At 63.1% G+C, this 16,002-nt stretch carries 13 protein-coding genes; 4 read left to right on the top strand and 9 right to left on the bottom strand.

The annotated features are described in order from the left end of the window. Positions 1 to 81 precede the first annotated feature (81 nt). Positions 82 to 1,176 (top strand): ScpA family protein, encoded by a 1,095-nt coding sequence (locus ACERK3_16390; protein ID MFA9479863.1) that lies wholly within the window; start codon positions 82 to 84, stop codon positions 1,174 to 1,176. A gap of 185 nt (positions 1,177 to 1,361) precedes the next feature. Further along, positions 1,362 to 1,526: a hypothetical protein gene (locus ACERK3_16385; GenBank protein ID MFA9479862.1), complete on the top strand. Its 165-nt coding sequence runs from the start codon at positions 1,362 to 1,364 to the stop codon at positions 1,524 to 1,526. A 21-nt stretch (positions 1,527 to 1,547) separates the two neighbouring features. On the opposite strand, the gene ACERK3_16380 is transcribed toward ACERK3_16385, so the two are convergent. The 7 genes from ACERK3_16380 to ACERK3_16350 all read right to left on the bottom strand — a co-directional run bounded on the left by ACERK3_16380 (position 1,548) and on the right by ACERK3_16350 (position 10,390). Further along, the gene (locus ACERK3_16380; protein MFA9479861.1) at positions 1,548 to 2,555 is read right to left on the bottom strand and encodes a 3'(2'),5'-bisphosphate nucleotidase; all 1,008 of its coding nucleotides are present in this window, start codon (positions 2,553 to 2,555) and stop codon (positions 1,548 to 1,550) included. 57 nt (positions 2,556 to 2,612) lie between these two features. Then, entirely contained in the window at positions 2,613 to 4,784 is a 2,172-nt protein-coding gene (gene ccsA / locus ACERK3_16375) for a cytochrome c biogenesis protein CcsA (GenBank protein ID MFA9479860.1), read from the bottom strand. Beyond that, on the bottom strand, positions 4,781 to 7,192 hold the full coding sequence (locus tag ACERK3_16370) for a hypothetical protein (protein MFA9479859.1): 2,412 nt from the start codon (positions 7,190 to 7,192) through the stop codon (positions 4,781 to 4,783). The genes ccsA and ACERK3_16370 overlap by 4 nt, the downstream gene beginning before the upstream one ends. A 173-nt stretch (positions 7,193 to 7,365) precedes the next feature. Further along, on the bottom strand, positions 7,366 to 7,674 hold the full coding sequence (locus ACERK3_16365; GenBank protein MFA9479858.1) for a hypothetical protein: 309 nt from the start codon (positions 7,672 to 7,674) through the stop codon (positions 7,366 to 7,368). Between the two features lie 473 nt (positions 7,675 to 8,147). Beyond that, complete coding sequence (locus tag ACERK3_16360) at positions 8,148 to 9,197, bottom strand: integrase core domain-containing protein (protein ID MFA9479857.1); 1,050 nt, start codon at positions 9,195 to 9,197, stop codon at positions 8,148 to 8,150. A gap of 265 nt (positions 9,198 to 9,462) precedes the next feature. Beyond that, positions 9,463 to 9,984 (bottom strand): RES family NAD+ phosphorylase, encoded by a 522-nt coding sequence (locus tag ACERK3_16355; GenBank protein ID MFA9479856.1) that lies wholly within the window; start codon positions 9,982 to 9,984, stop codon positions 9,463 to 9,465. Between the two features lie 31 nt (positions 9,985 to 10,015). Continuing rightward, on the bottom strand, positions 10,016 to 10,390 hold the full coding sequence (locus ACERK3_16350) for an antitoxin Xre/MbcA/ParS toxin-binding domain-containing protein (GenBank protein ID MFA9479855.1): 375 nt from the start codon (positions 10,388 to 10,390) through the stop codon (positions 10,016 to 10,018). A gap of 595 nt (positions 10,391 to 10,985) precedes the next feature. Between ACERK3_16350 and ACERK3_16345 the strand changes: the two genes are divergently transcribed. Then, positions 10,986 to 11,732, top strand: a complete 747-nt coding sequence (locus ACERK3_16345; protein ID MFA9479854.1) for a type II secretion system protein — start codon at positions 10,986 to 10,988, stop codon at positions 11,730 to 11,732. A gap of 2 nt (positions 11,733 to 11,734) precedes the next feature. Here ACERK3_16345 and ACERK3_16340 read toward each other — a convergent pair whose 3' ends face one another. After that, positions 11,735 to 12,403, bottom strand: a complete 669-nt coding sequence (locus ACERK3_16340; protein MFA9479853.1) for a hypothetical protein — start codon at positions 12,401 to 12,403, stop codon at positions 11,735 to 11,737. A gap of 151 nt (positions 12,404 to 12,554) precedes the next feature. Here ACERK3_16340 and ACERK3_16335 point away from each other — a divergent pair, with 151 nt between their 5' ends. After that, positions 12,555 to 12,905, top strand: a complete 351-nt coding sequence (locus tag ACERK3_16335; protein ID MFA9479852.1) for a hypothetical protein — start codon at positions 12,555 to 12,557, stop codon at positions 12,903 to 12,905. Positions 12,906 to 12,935: 30 nt separating this feature from the next. Here the strand turns inward: ACERK3_16335 and ACERK3_16330 are convergent, their stop codons facing one another. After that, positions 12,936 to 15,935: a WD40 repeat domain-containing serine/threonine protein kinase gene (locus ACERK3_16330; protein MFA9479851.1), complete on the bottom strand. Its 3,000-nt coding sequence runs from the start codon at positions 15,933 to 15,935 to the stop codon at positions 12,936 to 12,938. Positions 15,936 to 16,002 lie beyond the last annotated feature (67 nt).

Raw genomic sequence — 16,002 nt, 5'->3', positions numbered from 1 at the left:
CACGGATGCCATCCGTGGGCTTTATAGGAGAAAGCGGGGCGTGAACTTGAAAGTGGGGGGGGGAAGCTCGACACTATGGGGATGAGTGAATATCGCGTGCAGCTTGAGGCGTATGCCGGGCCGTTGGACCTGTTGCTTTACCTGGTGAAACGGCATGAGATCGATCTGCACGACATCCCTGTCGCGAAGCTGGCCGAGCAGTATCTCGACCATTTGAAGCTGATCGAGCTCATGGACATGGACCAGGCGGGGGAGTTTCTCGTCATGGCGGCGACGCTGCTGGAAATCAAAAGCCAGATGCTCATGCCGCGCGAGCAGGCGGACGAGGGTGAGCAAGCGGGCGAGGGGGATGCGCAGCCGGAGCGCGATCCGCGGTTCGAGCTGGTGCAGCAGTTGCTTGCGTACAAGCGGTACAAGGACGCGTCGCGGGCGTTGGAGCGACAGCAGGAGAGCTGGAGCCAACGGTTCGCGATCCATCCGGTGAAGGCGCAGACGGCGGAGAAGGCGGAAGGCGAAGCCGAGCCGATCGAGCTGGATCTGGACGATGTGAACGTGATGGACCTCTGCCAGGCGTTCTCGCGGATGCTGGACTCGATCGGGCATCAAGGCGATCACCAGGTGACGGTGGACGACACGCCGATCTCGCTGCATGCCGCGGACATCTACGATCGACTGCAACGCGAAGGCGGCATGACGTTGCAGGCGATTTTCGTCGGGCGGACGAATCGCAGCGAGATGATCGGCCTGTTCCTCGCGACGCTGGAGCTGGTGCGTGAGAACAAGGTTCGCGTATTGCAGGAAGACGCGGGCGGCGAGATTCGGCTGGAGCCTCGCACGGAAGACGAGCAGGCGAAGCTGACGTTGGTGCATGACGAGGCAACGGACTGGCGCGACCCGGAGACGGGGCAGATGCAGTACGACTGGCCGGACGAGCAGGCGAAGCTGCGGGCGGAGCGTCGCGAACGGCTGCGGGCCAAGCGTGCCGCGGGCGAGGCGGTGGATGAGGCGGACGAGGCGGAATATGGGGAAGAGTTGGAGGAACCGGGGGAACCGAGGGAGCCAGGGGAAGCGGACGAGCCGGAGGAGGAGATGTTGCTCGATGATGATGAGGATGGTGAGGAGGAAGAGTTTCTTGAGGATGATGATGAGCAGGAGGGTGGGAAGCCCACACCGTGACGGTGTGGGCTTCGGGGGGTGTGGGAACTCGACGGGGTGAGGCGTCGATATCGGACGTTTGAATGGTTGCGGGGGTGAAAAACAACGGGTTGGTTCAAGTTGTGGGGGTGGGGTGGTCGATGCGCTTTGATATGAGTGGAATCAGCCCTATTGGATCGCACGCCCAACTCATGAGTGAGGTGGGCATGAAGGTGGCTTCGAAGGCGATGGATATCGCTCGCGAGCGCGGCGCAGCCGAGATGGAGATGCTCGATAAAGCGGTGGAACTTCAGGAGAAGAACCACGGCTCGGGCGGCAATGGTCTCGGGCAGTCGGCGGACACGGGCGGGCGGATCGACGTGACCGGCTGACGGCTGGGTGTTGGTCTTGATTCAGCTTTCGAGCACGTCGCGGACGGCGGCGACGACGGCGTCGTGGATGCGGCCGTTGGTGGCGATGACGCCGCGGTTGGCTTCGAGCTGTCGGCCGTGGCCGAACTCCAGCGGCTTGCCGGCGACGTCGGTGACCTTGCCGCCGGCCTCTTCGACGGCGATCACGCCCGCGGCGTGGTCCCAGATCTTCTCACGATAACCCGGCCGTGTCGGCAGACGCAGGTAGATCGCGGCGCTGCCGCCCGCGACGGTGGCGTATTTCGCCTGGCTGTCCATGCGGACGGGCTCGGCGGTGATGCCGAGCTTCTTCGCGATCTGCACCGACTGATCCTGATCGCTGTGGCCGGACTCGACTGACTCGCAGAAGTTCGCGTCGGCGGCGGCGGCGATGTCGCTGACGTGCACGGGCTGCAACTCAGATTCACCTTCGAAAATCAACGGCGTCATCCACGTGCCATCGCCCCGGCTGGCGACGATGAGCAGGCCTTCGCCTTCGTCGGCGGGCGAGGGGAGGTTGGGGCAGCCGAGCGCGCCGAAGACGATCTCGCCATCTTCGATCAGCGCCAGTGCGATCGCGTACTGCTCGCCGCGGAGGAAGCCCTTCGTGCCGTCGATGGGGTCGAGCGTCCAGAAGCGGCCTTTTGCGCCGCCCTCGGCGTGGCCGCGGTCGATCCAACTGAGTACCTGCGCTTCGGTGGCGGGCGCGATGTCCGCCAGGGCGCGTTGCACGTGTTCGACGACGGAGGCACGCAGCGGCTCGTTGGCTTCGTCGCGCAGCTCGGCGGCGTCTTCTTCGCCGACGACCGGGTCATTGGCGAAGTGGCGTTGCAGGGTTTCGCAGACCACGGCTTGCGAGGCGAAGTCGGCGACAGTGACGGGGCTGCGGTCTTTCTTGGTGAGCGTGTCGGCGGTGACCAGCTCGCGCTGCACGGCCTGCGTGACCTGGGCCGCGCGGCTGACGGCTTCAATGGCGGCGGCAAGTTCGGCGGTGCGTTCGTGCGTGGTCATCGGGTCACTCCGTGGCAGGGTCGACGGTGGTCGGGTGTGGCATGATAGCGGGCGCGGTTACGCGTAGCTGTGCAGGCCCGCGAGAAGCAGGTTGACGCCGAAGTAGCACCAGACCATCGCGAAGAAGCCGAGCACGCTCAGCCAGGCGGTGACGAGGCCGCGGTTTTTCACGCCGAGGCGGACGTGGATGGCCACGAGGTAGACGATCCAAGTGATCAGCGCCCAGGTCTCTTTCGGGTCCCATGCCCACCATCGGCCCCAGGCGTGGTCAGCCCAGTATGCGCCGAGCAGGATGCCGACGCCCAGCGTCCAGAAGGCGAGTTGCAGAACGATGAGCTGCGCCTTGTCGAGATCGTTGAGCAGGGCGAGTCGGCCGCGGGCGGGTGTGGCGTCGCTGCGATCGAACGCGCCGACGCCGGCGGCGGCGAATTGCAGCAGGTTGGGCGCACCGGATTGCAGGGCGACGTCGGGCTTGACGGGGTTGGCTTGCAGGTTGACGGGCTGGCCGGTGGAGCCGTTCGAACCTTGCCCGCCGCCTTTGCCGAAGTAGTGCACGCCGATGTAGAAGAGGCTGATGACAAAGCCCAGGCCGATCATCGCGTAGCTGGCGAGGACGATGTTGACGTGGATGTAGAGGATACGGCTGGTGGCGAGGATGGCGGCGACGGGGCCGGCCTCGTGCGAGGGGATCTGGATCATGTGCGCCGTCAGCAGCGTGGCCGAGCCGAGCGCCGCCGCGGCAGCGCCGAACAGCCACTGTCGACGGACGAGCATGAGGACGAGCCCCAGCAGCACGGCGAACCATGCGACGGCGATGAACGACTCGTACTGATTATGGATCGGCCAGCGCTCGGTGAGGATGGTGCGTGCTGCGATGCCGCCGGAGTGCACGAGGAAGCCGACGACCAGCAGCACGAGGCCGGTGTTGGCGATCCACCGCCGACGGGTCGCGAAGGCGACCAGCAGCGCGACGGTCGCCAGCAGGTAGACCCAGAAGCCGATGGTGAATCGGCTGGTCGCGTTGTAGACCGACTCGACCTGCAACTGGAAGCTTGCGGGGTAGGTGGCCGCGTTGATCTGCGGCAACTGCTCGACGAGCACTTCGAGCGCTGCGTTGACGCCGTCGGCGTCACCCTGCTGCCAAGCGTGGGCCAGCGCGACAAACTGCTCGCGCACCGCCGCCGCTGCTTCGGGGTTGCTCACGGTCAGGCCCTCTGCGGCGGTAATGTCTTCCAACGCGAGCAGGTGATGCCAATGCTCCTGTCCTTCGGCGGGCGAGACCATGTTCAGGCGTGCGCCGACCTGGTCGAACGTGATGGCGGAGTTGACGACGGCGCGCTGCGCTTCGAACAGGCGAAGGTTTGAGCCTTGCCCGCTGAGCAGGTTCTGCACCGCCGGCTCGACGACCATGAGCGGAGCGATCTGGCCCCAGCGCAGCCAGCGGTCGGGATCGGTGAGGCGTTGGTGGAGTGCGGGGTCATCGGCTTCGACGTGGGCGAACATGCGTTCGAGGTCGACGCGCTGGATGAGCTGTTGGCGAAGCGGGAGCACTTCGACGCGGATAATGGGTTTGTCGAAGTAGTAGCGTTTGCTGAAGAGCATGTCGAAGTAGGTGAAGACGGGGTCGTAGCGCTTGCCGGTGATGGCGTCGCGCCACTGCGGTCGGCCGTAGATTCGGTTGAGCTCTTCGCGGGCGAGGGTGTCGAGGATTTTGGGTCGGCCGCCGTCGAAGACCGCGAGGCGAGCGAAGTCGCGGGTGTCGACGCGATCGGCGAACGCGGCGTGGGCGTCGCGATCCAGCGGCGCGTTGCTGTGGTGGTGCAGATCGTGAAGCTGGTGCGCGGTGGGGCCAGCGGGGGCATCCTCGGCGGTGGATTCCGTGCCGGTGTAAGGCGAGATTTCACCGGCGCCGGGCGCGAGCGGTTGCGTTGCACCGGGGGCGGGCGTGCTTCCGGGGGCGGGGGCTGGTGTGGAAGGTTCGCCGTGCGTGGCGTGGGGGTGCGGGTGGGACGCTTCGGTGTCGGGGTGATCGTGGCCCGCGTGAGGGTCGTCATCGTTGTAGGCCAGCGCGGGCGTGGTGAGCGCGAGCAGGAGGACGATGATCGCGGGGAGGTAGCCGGGCAGTCGCGAGCGGTCGACCAGAGTGGGGCTTGCGGCTTGGGGCTTGGGGGGGGAGGTTGGTGTCATGGTGGTGCGGGGGGTGGGGTGAGCGAAGCGAAGCGTTGTCATACCGCCGAGTGCTCGGGCGTACGCGGATGCGGTTCGGTGGGGGTGATGGCGTTGTCGTCCGTGTCGACGTCGGGGTGTTGCGGGCGTTGTTGAGCCTGCTCGGCGAACTCGCGTTGGAGGCGGCGCATCTCGCGGCGGGTGAGCCAGGGCTTGATGTAGAAGGCCCAGGGGATGCCGACGCCGACCATGGTCGCGCCGAGTGCGATGATGCGGATGCCGACGTTGTTGCCGATGCCGAGGATGGTGAAGCGTTGCTGATTGAGGAAGCGGCCTTGCTCGTCGCGTTCCTCGGCGGCGGCGGGATTTTGCGAGTCGGGCGGGTCCCAGCCGGTCTGGCTGATCTTGATGCGCTGCAGCGCCAGCGGCGCGCTGGACGTGGCGCGGTAGTTCAGCGGGTGATTCATGTGGACGATGTGGCGGTCGGGCTGATTGTGCATCAGGCCATGCTCGTCGACATCGCTGATCAGCAGCTCGGCAGTGAAGTCCTGCGGAATCTGCGAACCGGGGTAAGGCTGCATCTCGAAATGATCGAGCGCAATTGCGAACGGCAGCTCGAAACGTCGTCGGCTGAAGGCGAGGCGGACCTGGCCCACCTCCGGCAAATCGACGAAGACCGGGCGGTGCACCTGGTCGGGATACTTGGGGTAGCGCATGTGGCGCATCCAGACGAGTCGGCTCCACGTGCCGCCTTGCTCGTCAGGCTGGTCGACCTCAACGCGCACCGGCAGCAGCGAGTTGATGTACGTGCCTTCCTCGCTGGCGTCGCGACGGTCGCGCGGGGTGGGACGCGGCTCGGTCATCCGGCCGGCCAGGGGGATGATCTGCTCGATGTACAGCCAGCCGAGCCCTTCGCTTCGGCCGGGCACGCGAATGCGCTGCTCGGGCAAAGCGGTGAACGTGCTTTCGCCGCCGGGCATGCGGAGGGCGAGCCCCACCACGTCCGCGTCGGCGCGGTCGGCCACGAGGTGATACTGCCAACGTGAGCTGTCGAGATAGACCAGCCGAATCGACGGGTCGGGGTCGCGTCGTTCGCCCATGGGCCCGGCAGCGGGATCGTCGGAAGGGACGAAATCCTGCGTGCGCTCGGGGTAGCGGTACAGCGACATGCGTGTGAACTGTTCGCCGTCGGGTGTGGTGACTTCGATGGTGGCCTGCGTGTCGGTGGCGTCTTCGTAGCCGGCGGTGACGAAGGGCATGCCGTATTCGCCGACGTCGCGGATGGTGAAGCGGTAGCCGAGCTCGTCGAGGTTGATGGTCTGTCCGGGTTCGATGGCGTGGGCTTCGCGGTAGCCGTGCTCGGGGATCTCGATGATCAGGCCATGCTCGCCCGCGATGGAGGTGCTCAGGTCTTCGATGCGTTCCCGGCTGGGGCGGAGCAGGTACTCGACGGTGTAGCCTTGTCGTTCCATCAACCGCTCGGCAGGCATGTTGCTCGCGAGGGTGAGGTGCATCTCGTCGGCAGGGCCGTCGTCATCGCCTAGCGCGATCCGCAGCGCCGGGCTGGTGGCGAGGGCCGCGGCGTGGTCGTCGGGCGTGCGGAGGGGCCGCCAGACGGGTTCGAGGTCGGCGTAGGGCTTGAAGCCGGGGATGGTGAGGCGGACGTTTTCGCCGAGCATCTCGCGGACCTGCGGGAAGCGGTGCAGGTGGATGTCGAGCGAGCCGACGGGGTAGTCGTTGTATCGCGGCAGCTCGGGGATGGGGACCATGAGCTGGCGGTCGTCGACGTCGATGTAGAGGGCGGGCTCGTGTGCGTCGTAGAAGACGTTTTCGAACGTGCCGCCGAGGTCGCGTCGCCAGAGGATGGTGTCGCCTTCGACCTTGAAGTGGCCGTAGAGGATCGAGCCGATCGCCATGACGACGATGCCGCTGTGGACGGTGAGCACGCCGAGGTTGGCGAACTTGAACTCGATGCGGCGGATGGTGGCCCAGACCATGTTGAGCACGAAGAGGATGAGGATGATCTGCATGGGCCACCACGCATAAAACTCCAGCTCGGTCATCTCCAGCCAGGGCAGGCGGTAGATGACGGTCGCGCGGTGTTCCAGCAGCCAGGGGACGCTGTTGAGCTGCTCGTAAGCGAGATAGCCCAGGCGGACGCCGACGACGCCGCCGAAGGCGAGCATGGCCAAACATCCCGCGACGCGGACGTACCACGGCAGGGCGGTGACGCGTCGCAGCAGGACGAAGCCGGCGACGGCGGCGAGGCCCACGGTGATCAGGCCGATCACGGTGTAGGCCCCCGTCAATGCGAGGTAGAGGACGGGGATGGTCGCGGCGATGCCGTAGAGGCAGACCAGCGACAGGAGGATCACCGAGAGGGTGATCGAGCTGAAGGCTCGGGTCAGCCACCGCAGCGGGGCCGGCAGTGACAGGTCGGCCTGTTTAATGCGTTCGTATTTGGCGCTCACGGTATTTAACTGCGCAGCAAAGGGGTGTCGGGGGTCAGTCTGGCGCGCGGTCTGGCCAGCCTATCAACAACCGCGCGTGGTGGTCAAGCGGGGAACAGGGCTGGTCCGGTCGGATGCGTCGCCAGGGCCCCCTGACGATATTTGCGATTCGCGGCTACCTTCGCGATTCGCTGCTACGGCCGTTCGATGACCCGAACGTTGCGTCGGCTGGCGTTGAGGTCGGCGGCGGGCCCTTGGTGGGCGTCATCGCCCGGCCGACCGCCGCCGCCCAGCAGCCGATTGACGAACCGCATGCCCGCCACGACCAGCGAGAGCGTGGCAAACACCGCCGTCGCGACGATCACCGCCGCCAGCGTCAGCAGCACCAGTGGCAGGAGCACGACGAGCACCGCTGCGCCCAGCGCCGCCGTCCAGACCCAGCCCGGCCGACCGCTGACGCGACGGTACCACAGGTTCAGCCGAGGGTCCTGTTCCAGGTGCATCTTCCACTGCATAGAAACTATGGTAGGCCCCCGAACGGGCCGCGACAAACTGGCGGCAGCGGCACACTTTGGGGGGCACTGCCATTCAAGCCGTGCTCTGTGCAACTCAGCATGGCTTAGCAGGCTGCTGCAAAACGCGATTTATGGCGGCGACGGAAGGCGACGGAAGCTGATTGTGGGGGCTGCATCTGCTTTCGCGGGCGCGGGCAGTGCCGGGATCGCGGGGTCGGCGAACGGCTGACCCGCACGCCGGAGGCTCAACCTCCATGTTCAGAAACTTTGACACAGGCAAGTGGCGGGCTGGCAGCCAGCTACGGATCCATTCGCTGAAACAAAATGTCATAGCTGGCGTTGGATTCGCATAGATGGGGGCTGCATCGCGGACGCTGATCGTTGCGGATGCGCGCGCATAGCGCAGCGCTAGCCGTCGCCGACGAAGCGGCGATGGACCTTCCGTTCAATCCGACTTCGGTTCAGGCGGCTTGACGGTGGTAGTGGCGCAGCAGCCCGCCCAGCCGCTCCCGACACACCACCTCTCCATACTGTGCCAGCTTCAGCTCCACCGGCGGTGCGTTGCCCAAGGCTTGGTGTGGCCGTTCTTCGTGATAATGAGTAACGTACTCGCTCACAATGTGGTTCAGGTGTTTTTCCCCTAACACGACGAAGTGATCCAGCGCTTCCTGCTGGATGGACTGCACGAACCGTTCCGCGAACGCGTTCATGTTCGGTTGAGCCGGCCCGACGCGGCGCACTTCCACACCATCTGACTCGAACACCCGGTCGAACCGCTCAGTGTACTTGGTGTCGCAATCATGGATCAGGTGCCCCACGTCCAGCCCCTGGTCCTCGGCCTCCATGACGAAGTTGCGCGCCTGCTGCGTCACCCAGTCGTTGGCCGGGTGCGCGATGGCGGTGCTCATGATCACGCGCCGCGTCTCGATGTTGATGAAGAACACCATGTAGTAGTCGACCAGCCCGCCGATCGTCCAGACCTTCTTGCTCAGGAAGTCGGTGGCCCACAAGGTCTTGGCGTGAATTTTGAGAAACTCATCCCATGTGCCTTCGCCACGGGTGGGGCCGGGATCGTGTCCTGCCTCGATCAGAATCTTGCGTACGGTGGTGCGCCCCACGCTGTGGATGCCCAGCTTCTTGAGTTCGCCAAGGATGCGGGTGTAGCCGAAGCCACTTTCCTCGGCGATGCGCAGGATGATCTGGCGGATCTCCTCCGGCGTCTGCGGCCGGCCGGGCTTGCGCCTCGTCGCCGCCGGCTTGCTGTTGCCACCACTGACCCACCGGGCAAACGTTCGCGGCGTGACGATGGTGATCAACTCCCGGATGGCGCTGCCCACCTTCTTTCCGAACTTGACCAGCCGCGACCGCTCCGCCGGCGTGACCGTGATCCGCTTGGGCCGCTTGCTCCGCAGGATCTCGTTCTCAACCTTGAGGTACTGCACCTGCGCCGCCAGGTCGCGATGCGTGGCGTGAGCGATCATCTTCAAGAGCGGATGGAACAGTTTGGGCATCGGGTATAATCGCCTCTCTTGCGTCCCTATGGCGGGTGACATAGTTTTCGAACACCGCCGGGAGCGGGCATGACGGCGACAGGAGAGGCATCGGCACCACCCGTGGCCAAAGCCAGTCCTCCGTGACTTTGAGCGGCCAAAAAAGTTCTCAAGTTCGTCATGTTCGTCACAGGCCGCTAAGCGCAACCCACCGACGCAGGACCTGCATTTCGTTGCGCTCGACCCCTCTACAGGGCTCGAACCAGGTCGCGCTTTTAACACGCGACTATGGCCGCCTCAAAAAAGTGTTTAACAGAGTCAAAGGTTGAAATAATCCGTACTTACGCTGCGCGCGAACTGACGAAATCAGGCCGCTTTTGCTGTTAAAAGAATGTGCGAACTTTTCGAGAGAAATCCCGTTTGATGGGTTGCGCACAGGGAGGGTCAGGTCGATCCCGGCTTCTGTCTGAACGTCGACGGAAAACGAGGTCATCTCCCGGGCGACCAGGTCGAACTTCGCCTCCGTGCCCTCGCGGAACAGCAGCATGTAGTAGGCCTTCTCGGCCAGGCAGGTCCGCAATTGCTCGGCCCCGTACCAGAGGCTGCGTTCGAATGCCGTGTTGAAACGGCTGCCATAATCCAGAGGGGGGTAGCGGAAGGGCGTGTGAAGCAGGTAGTGGAGCTGCTCGAACGCGGGCTCGGCAGGCTTGCGCGGCTTGACCTGTTCGATCATGCGTTCGAGAAGCGCCTGCTCGGCGTCCGAATCAACCAGCGCCCGCGTCGCGTAATGGTGCTGCGACTCGACCACGCGGCAGGCCGTGGTCCGAAGCGGGCGAACGTTATGCCTGCCCCCGCATTGCGTCCAGATATCGGATGACATTCACCAACCCTTCGGGCGTCCGGACCAGTTCGGCGGGCACACCCCCCACGTGCCCATTCTGGGCGCGAAACCATGACTGGGCCTGTTCCCGGTTGCCGCCAAACAGGGTCTCCAAGCTGCGGAACATCCGCAAGAACAGCAGGGCGAGCTCACCTTCCTTGGTGTCAGGACGGATCTCCGCCGTGCTTCCGAGACGCGAGATCTTGGACGGGCTTACCCCGATGATTCGGGCCGCCATGGCGTTCGAGAGCCTTAGGGCCCGGATTGCACGCATGAAGGCCTTGGTCAACACGTGTGCCGAGGCGGCTTGGTTCGTGGGAACGGGAACACGCATGGGAAATCCTAATGCCAAGCAATGATATGGGCAATTTGTTGCAAATGCAAGGTTGCGGCGGCGTCGCAACCGCACAACAAGCCCCGCCTTTGAGCCGGGGCTTGTTGTGCGGAGGGCAAGCATCAACTGCGCGAATCGGGCAGGAAGCCGCACTGGGTCGGGGCCCGGCGTATGCGATCAAGAGCCAGTGCTGGCACTTCGCCGACCGCGTCGGGCCAGCACGGTCATGCCCGCGAGGCCGAGCAGCGCCAGCGTGCCGGTTCGGGGACCGGGGATGACCTCCGGCGTCAGATCAACGCGCGCGGAATCGTCTCGTTCCACGTCCGACTGAACACCCGCTTACCGCCTTCGTACGCATCCAGGGTCGCGTGCAGCACGAGTTCCGTTTTCGTGCAGCCAAGATGGGTATGCGTCTCGGTGTGCACATCCCACCCCTCACGGGCAAACCCCGCCTTCACTCTTGACGGAACACCCAGATGTCTGCCTTGTTTCTCATTCAGGCTGGATCAAGTTTTCCCCGGCAGGCCAGTCCCCTGCAAACCCGTGAGGAAAAGGGGTTCGGTGAACCGATTACGTGTTAAAATGTCGCTCAAACATGCACCATGCAACGTGTCGTCAAACTGCATTTTCGTTGATTGAACTACTGGTCGCTGTATCTATCGTGGCGATCCTGGTGGGTATGCTGTTGCCTGTTCTGGCGAAGGCTCGGGAGAGCGGGATGGCGATGCAGTGCCAAGGTCATTTGCGGTCGATGCAGTTTGGATGGCTGTCGGCCATGATGGATGATCGTGGGGTGATCCCATGGACACGTCACCTGAACTACCACGGAGCAGACGGTTATCCGAATTGGGTGGGGCGTTTGACCAAAGCCCTCACAGAAGGACCGGAGATCTACGGCACCAGCAACGAATCTTTCAATTCGTGTCCGACAGTCCAGCGACGATACCCCGGCTTGTACTATGCGACACGGCCTTGGGGTTATGTCGTGAACTCACGGTGGGAATCGGGCGTCGGTAACGGCGGGGCCGCAGGGGGCCAAGTGCTTGCGGCACAGCCTGCCCACCTCAACCAGGGCAAGAATTGGGAACACATCCATCGTCCGAGCCGGTACCCATGGTTTATGGATACCGAGGTTTATCGGACCGCCACGGACAATCAGGCACAACATTTCGCGCCGTCGAACCGTTCCGGCTTGGAAAACTGGGGTGTCGGAGCACATCACAATGGGCAGCGTTCAGCCAACATTTCGTTTGCGGATGGGGCTGTGCGTGCCGTTGATGTGATGGAGATTCACTTGGAAACAATCGGCGGGGACAGCTTTGGCTGGTTCGAAAATCGCTGACGTCAGTTGCCCCTCACCGTCGTCATGCGGCTGGGCCGACCGGATGCCAGGCCGGCGAGCCCAAGCAATAGCACCGACGACGATGTCGGTTCCGGAACGAAGATAGGCGTGTAGCGTAATGTGAATTCGTAACCGACTAAATTCTCGTTTTCATAAATCTGGTATGCGTGAGGGATGAATGCAGCATCGGGATCAGGGACGGTGAGCGCATGAACGAGCGAAATGGGTGAATACTCGTTGAAGACGTCGCCAATCGCCGTGTTCCAGATTGCGTAGTTGTCTTGGTAGTTGGAAGCAGGATTACCGCTCAGCATCGGCGTTTGTCCGCCGATCGTCAGCGCTGGCCAATCAGCTCGCGTAAATGTTTCGCCGGAACCGAAGCCGATCTCGATTGTCAGGCCGATGAGATCCAGGTCGGCCAGCGGCGTCTTCAGGTCGACGATCAACAAGTAACCCGTCGTGCTGCACGTTTGCGTGACCGTAAAAACAGCATCGACGGGGGTATCGCCTGTTGCCGTAATCGTTGGTGTATACAGGTTGAAACCGGTATTGGCGGGCGGATCACCAAACCCCTCCGGCCCGTCGACACTGACCAACTGGCCGCCAAACAGCGGGGTGGCTGCCATCAACGTGGCCACCAGACAGGAAACCAAGGATTTGCTCGTCAGCATGCTTTGCGTACCTTACTATTGATCAGTGCGACAATAGATTATACTTTCAGGACTGCATTATGAACGGTTCCGGGGCGATTCGCCAGAGCCAAGTAATTGTCCTGGATCACGCTTGTGAACCCATGAAACGGCATAAGCCGAAGGGGGACTGATGTCCAACGGCAATTATCCGCCTTATTTGCTTGCGACGCTGGTCGACATTGGAGGGGTCAGCTGCAGCAATCTGCATCACCGGCTGGGGTACGTGCTCGATTCAGATCCGCCGGAGTACAGGGAGGTACCCAACGAAGGTGATTTCGCTTATTGCCGCCTGCGGCAGATCTCGTCGTCCACTGCCACGTCGTGGGACCTCCTTATCTATGTCATGGGACCTACATGCACCGGCTTGTGGGAGTTTCGGCGAGAAGTGACTGCCGACGATCCTACGGGCGCCTTTTGCCGGTGGGCCAACAACGTACTGGACTGTGGCAACGGGAAGGCGAATGTTGTCGATGACTCGTGATTTGAGGCGTCGTGACCATCGCCCGTTTTTTCAGCGATTGGACCACCGGATGATGTGGTTCAGCGACCCAGCCACTATGGCTTGGTCAGCGTGATCGAACGTGATGTAATTCAGGTTGGGTGGAACACCCGCTTCCAGTTTAAGCAGTTCGTCGGCCGTGTCGACATCCCAGACTTTGATCGAAGGACCTGCCGTCACCAGGCGCTGTCCATCCGGTGTAAAACACAGGTTGCCGATCGGCAAGCCGCCATAGGCCGACCAATGCATGATCTGCTCAGGCGTGTCTGATCGCCAGAGTCGAATCGTTCCGTCGCTGAAGGACGCCGCGATTCTCGACCCGTCCGGCGATACCGCCAGCAAATGCGCGGGTTGGGGCATGGCGAACTCCTTGGCACGCGCAGGGCTCGCCAAGTCCCATACCACGATTTTCGTATTGCCGTCTCCCACCCTGGTGAACAGCCGGCCGGATTCGTCGAACTTTGCGGGGGGGCTGGCGTCTAATCGAACCGGCCGTCCAGTCGACCTGATCGGCCAGGCTCTGATTTCATCAGGGGCTGCGGCGACGATGTATTGATCTTCCGGGCAAAAGGCCAGCTTACCCACATTGGCAAAAGCCATTGTTCGGATGGGCGTTCGTTCTTGCGAAGGGAGGTCCAGCGGCCACACATGTACCGTGCTCGCATCGGCTAACGCGATTTGCGTTCCGCTCGCGCCGAACGCCGCAGCCGCAGCTCGGGGGAAGCCGGAGGCGACGAGTTCGAGCCCTCCCTGGGTCAACCGCCAGACTGCCGTGCCTTCGGTGTCCAAGGCGGCGACCAGGGTGTTACCTCCGACGTGTTCGAGTTGAAGGAGGGAAAGCGAATCGATGGCGCTCAAGGGCACCACCTGCGGATGACCGGTACCGCCTGGCAGATCCCACAGCTTGACCGTTTTCCACGCATCGCCTGCGACCAGGGTTCGCTGCTCGGGACAGACGACCAGCCATCGCGTGACACGCTCGTGCCCGCGCCGAATATTGGTCAACCGGCCCGTACGCCAGTCCCAGCTACGCAAGCTGCCATTGGGGGCGGCCACGATCAGGTGATCGCTGGAAACGTCAAACACCATGGCGGTGACCGGGCTTGTCGCGTTTATTGAGAACTCGGACAGAGGAGTACGCTTGCCACGTTGCCAGACACGAACCACACGCCCGCGATTGAACGTGGCAAGCTTGTCGCCATCGGGATTGAAGGTAATCCTGTCAATCCGTGTCTCGTCTTCATCACCCATCAACCACATCATTTCAGCGGGTGGCTCAGATGGCGACATGAGCCAGGCCACACGATTGCCCGCGGCGACGACAAGATCATCGCGGCTGTTGAAGGCGAGAGCGGAGCAATAAACGGGCAGCTGGGTTGTCCAAGCCACCCGTCCGTTCACGATGTCAATCAGTGACAGACGGTTCTGATGGTCAGCGACGGCCCACAGCGAACCATCGCGGCTGCCCGCGATCTGTTGCGGCAGTGGACCCTCCCACGGCAAGGTTTGAAGCTGAGCACCGTCACGTGCGTCGACCAATTCCAGTTGCCCCCGTCGGTAGATCAACAGCGTGTGCCCGGCCTGATTGAAGACGGCCAATTCGGCGTCGTCGATCCAACGTTCAATCGGCGAGGCGGGTGTACCTGTCGCCGTGTTCCAGGCTTCCAGCCGGCCCTCGGCCGTGACGGTGCGAATGATGCCCTGGATGGAGTCGACGGCCATCGCTGCCAGGCGCGTGCCACTCACCTCAATGGTGTGATCGCTGCTGTCAGCCTGCCGCCGCAGGTGACGCCATTCCCAATGTCGCAACGGCTCGGGACAGGCATCCAGTAGTTCGATCGCCCGACCGACCTGGCCGTTGTCGATTTCCGATTTCGCCATCAACAGCCGGTGCTGGTACAGCGTTCGCTCGGTCCGCAGGGCGGAAGCCTCGGCGCGATCCCGTTCCACCGCCACACGTACATAGGCGAAACTCGCTGCGCTCAACAGCAGCATCAGCAGCAACATCGCCGTCACAACCCGTACCTTGTGCTGCGCAATTCGCTTTCGTACCACGTAGGCAAGCGTCAGGGGGCGCGCCCGCAGCGGATCGCCGACCTGGTAGCGTTGAAGGTCGTCTGCCAGTTCGGCGGCAGTGGTGTAGCGTTCCCCCGGATCGCGGCGCATCGCCTTCAGGATGATCGCTTCCAAATCACGATCGACGTGCGGCGTGCATCGGCGCGGCGAAGGCGGTCTGACATTGATGATGCGATGCTGGAGTTCGTAAGGGGATGTTCCCGGCGGGTGGGGCAGTTGGCCGGTCACTCGTTCATAGAGCATGACGCCCAGGCTGTACACGTCGGTGCGGGTGTCGATGCTCGATAGTTCGCCGGCAGCCTGTTCCGGCGACATGTAGACCAGCGTGCCTGCTACGGCGCCTTCTCGAGTTACTGCGGAGGCAAGACCGGCGGTTTCATTCGACGTGTGCTTGGCCAGGCCGAAGTCCACCACTTTGGGCTCGCCGGCGCTGGTGACCAGAATGTTGCCCGGCTTCAGGTCACGGTGGATCACCCCGCGTCGATGTGCATGGTCAACCGCCCGGCAAACCTTCTCCATCAGTTGCAGTTGCTCTCGCAGCGGCAGATTGCCGTCACTCATGTACTGGTTCAGCGGGACGCCGTCGACCAGTTCCATGGCATAGAAATACAAACCGTCGTGTGTGCCGCTTTGATAAAGTTTTGCGATGTTCGGATGGTCGAGCCGGGCAAGCAACTCGATCTCGCGATCAAATCGTGCTCGTGCCTGGATCGAGCCAAACGCCCCGCCCCGCATCAGTTTGAGCGCTACCTGGCGACCTGTCGACAACTGCACGGCCGACCAGACCGTTCCCATGCCCCCTTGGCCGATCAGTTTCCGGACCTGAAATCCATCCAAATGCGGGGCAGTGGCAGGGGAGCCGGGCGAAGTTGCATCCGTCACCACATCGTCGGCGCTGATCGGAAGATCCAGGGGGTGGTTGTGGGCGTTGGCCATGGGGGGAATTGCAACAATGCTCAGTTGGCGTCTTCTATCGGCTGGTTCGAGAGTACAAAGCAGATCT

The sequence above is a fragment of the Phycisphaerales bacterium AB-hyl4 genome (assembly GCA_041821185.1).
In the GTDB taxonomy this organism is placed as follows: Bacteria; Planctomycetota; Phycisphaerae; order Phycisphaerales; family Phycisphaeraceae; genus Natronomicrosphaera; species Natronomicrosphaera hydrolytica.
Note: the sequence above shows the minus strand (reverse complement) of the source record. Positions and strands in the feature narration are given on the sequence as shown.

Bases quoted from the DNA above. Each gene is read 5' to 3' on its own strand.
- ACERK3_16390 (MFA9479863.1), top strand. From the start codon at position 82: ATGAGTGAATATCGCGTGCAGCTTGAGGCGTATGCCGGGCCGTTGGAC.
- ACERK3_16385 (MFA9479862.1), top strand. From the start codon at position 1,362: ATGAAGGTGGCTTCGAAGGCGATGGATATCGCTCGCGAGCGCGGCGCA.
- ACERK3_16380 (MFA9479861.1), bottom strand. From the start codon at position 2,555: ATGACCACGCACGAACGCACCGCCGAACTTGCCGCCGCCATTGAAGCC.
- ccsA (MFA9479860.1), bottom strand. From the start codon at position 4,784: ATGACAACGCTTCGCTTCGCTCACCCCACCCCCCGCACCACCATGACA.
- ACERK3_16365 (MFA9479858.1), bottom strand. From the start codon at position 7,674: ATGCACCTGGAACAGGACCCTCGGCTGAACCTGTGGTACCGTCGCGTC.
- ACERK3_16360 (MFA9479857.1), bottom strand. From the start codon at position 9,197: ATGCCCAAACTGTTCCATCCGCTCTTGAAGATGATCGCTCACGCCACG.
- ACERK3_16350 (MFA9479855.1), bottom strand. From the start codon at position 10,390: ATGCGTGTTCCCGTTCCCACGAACCAAGCCGCCTCGGCACACGTGTTG.
- ACERK3_16345 (MFA9479854.1), top strand. From the start codon at position 10,986: ATGCACCATGCAACGTGTCGTCAAACTGCATTTTCGTTGATTGAACTA.
- ACERK3_16340 (MFA9479853.1), bottom strand. From the start codon at position 12,403: ATGCTGACGAGCAAATCCTTGGTTTCCTGTCTGGTGGCCACGTTGATG.
- ACERK3_16335 (MFA9479852.1), top strand. From the start codon at position 12,555: ATGTCCAACGGCAATTATCCGCCTTATTTGCTTGCGACGCTGGTCGAC.
- ACERK3_16330 (MFA9479851.1), bottom strand. From the start codon at position 15,935: ATGGCCAACGCCCACAACCACCCCCTGGATCTTCCGATCAGCGCCGAC.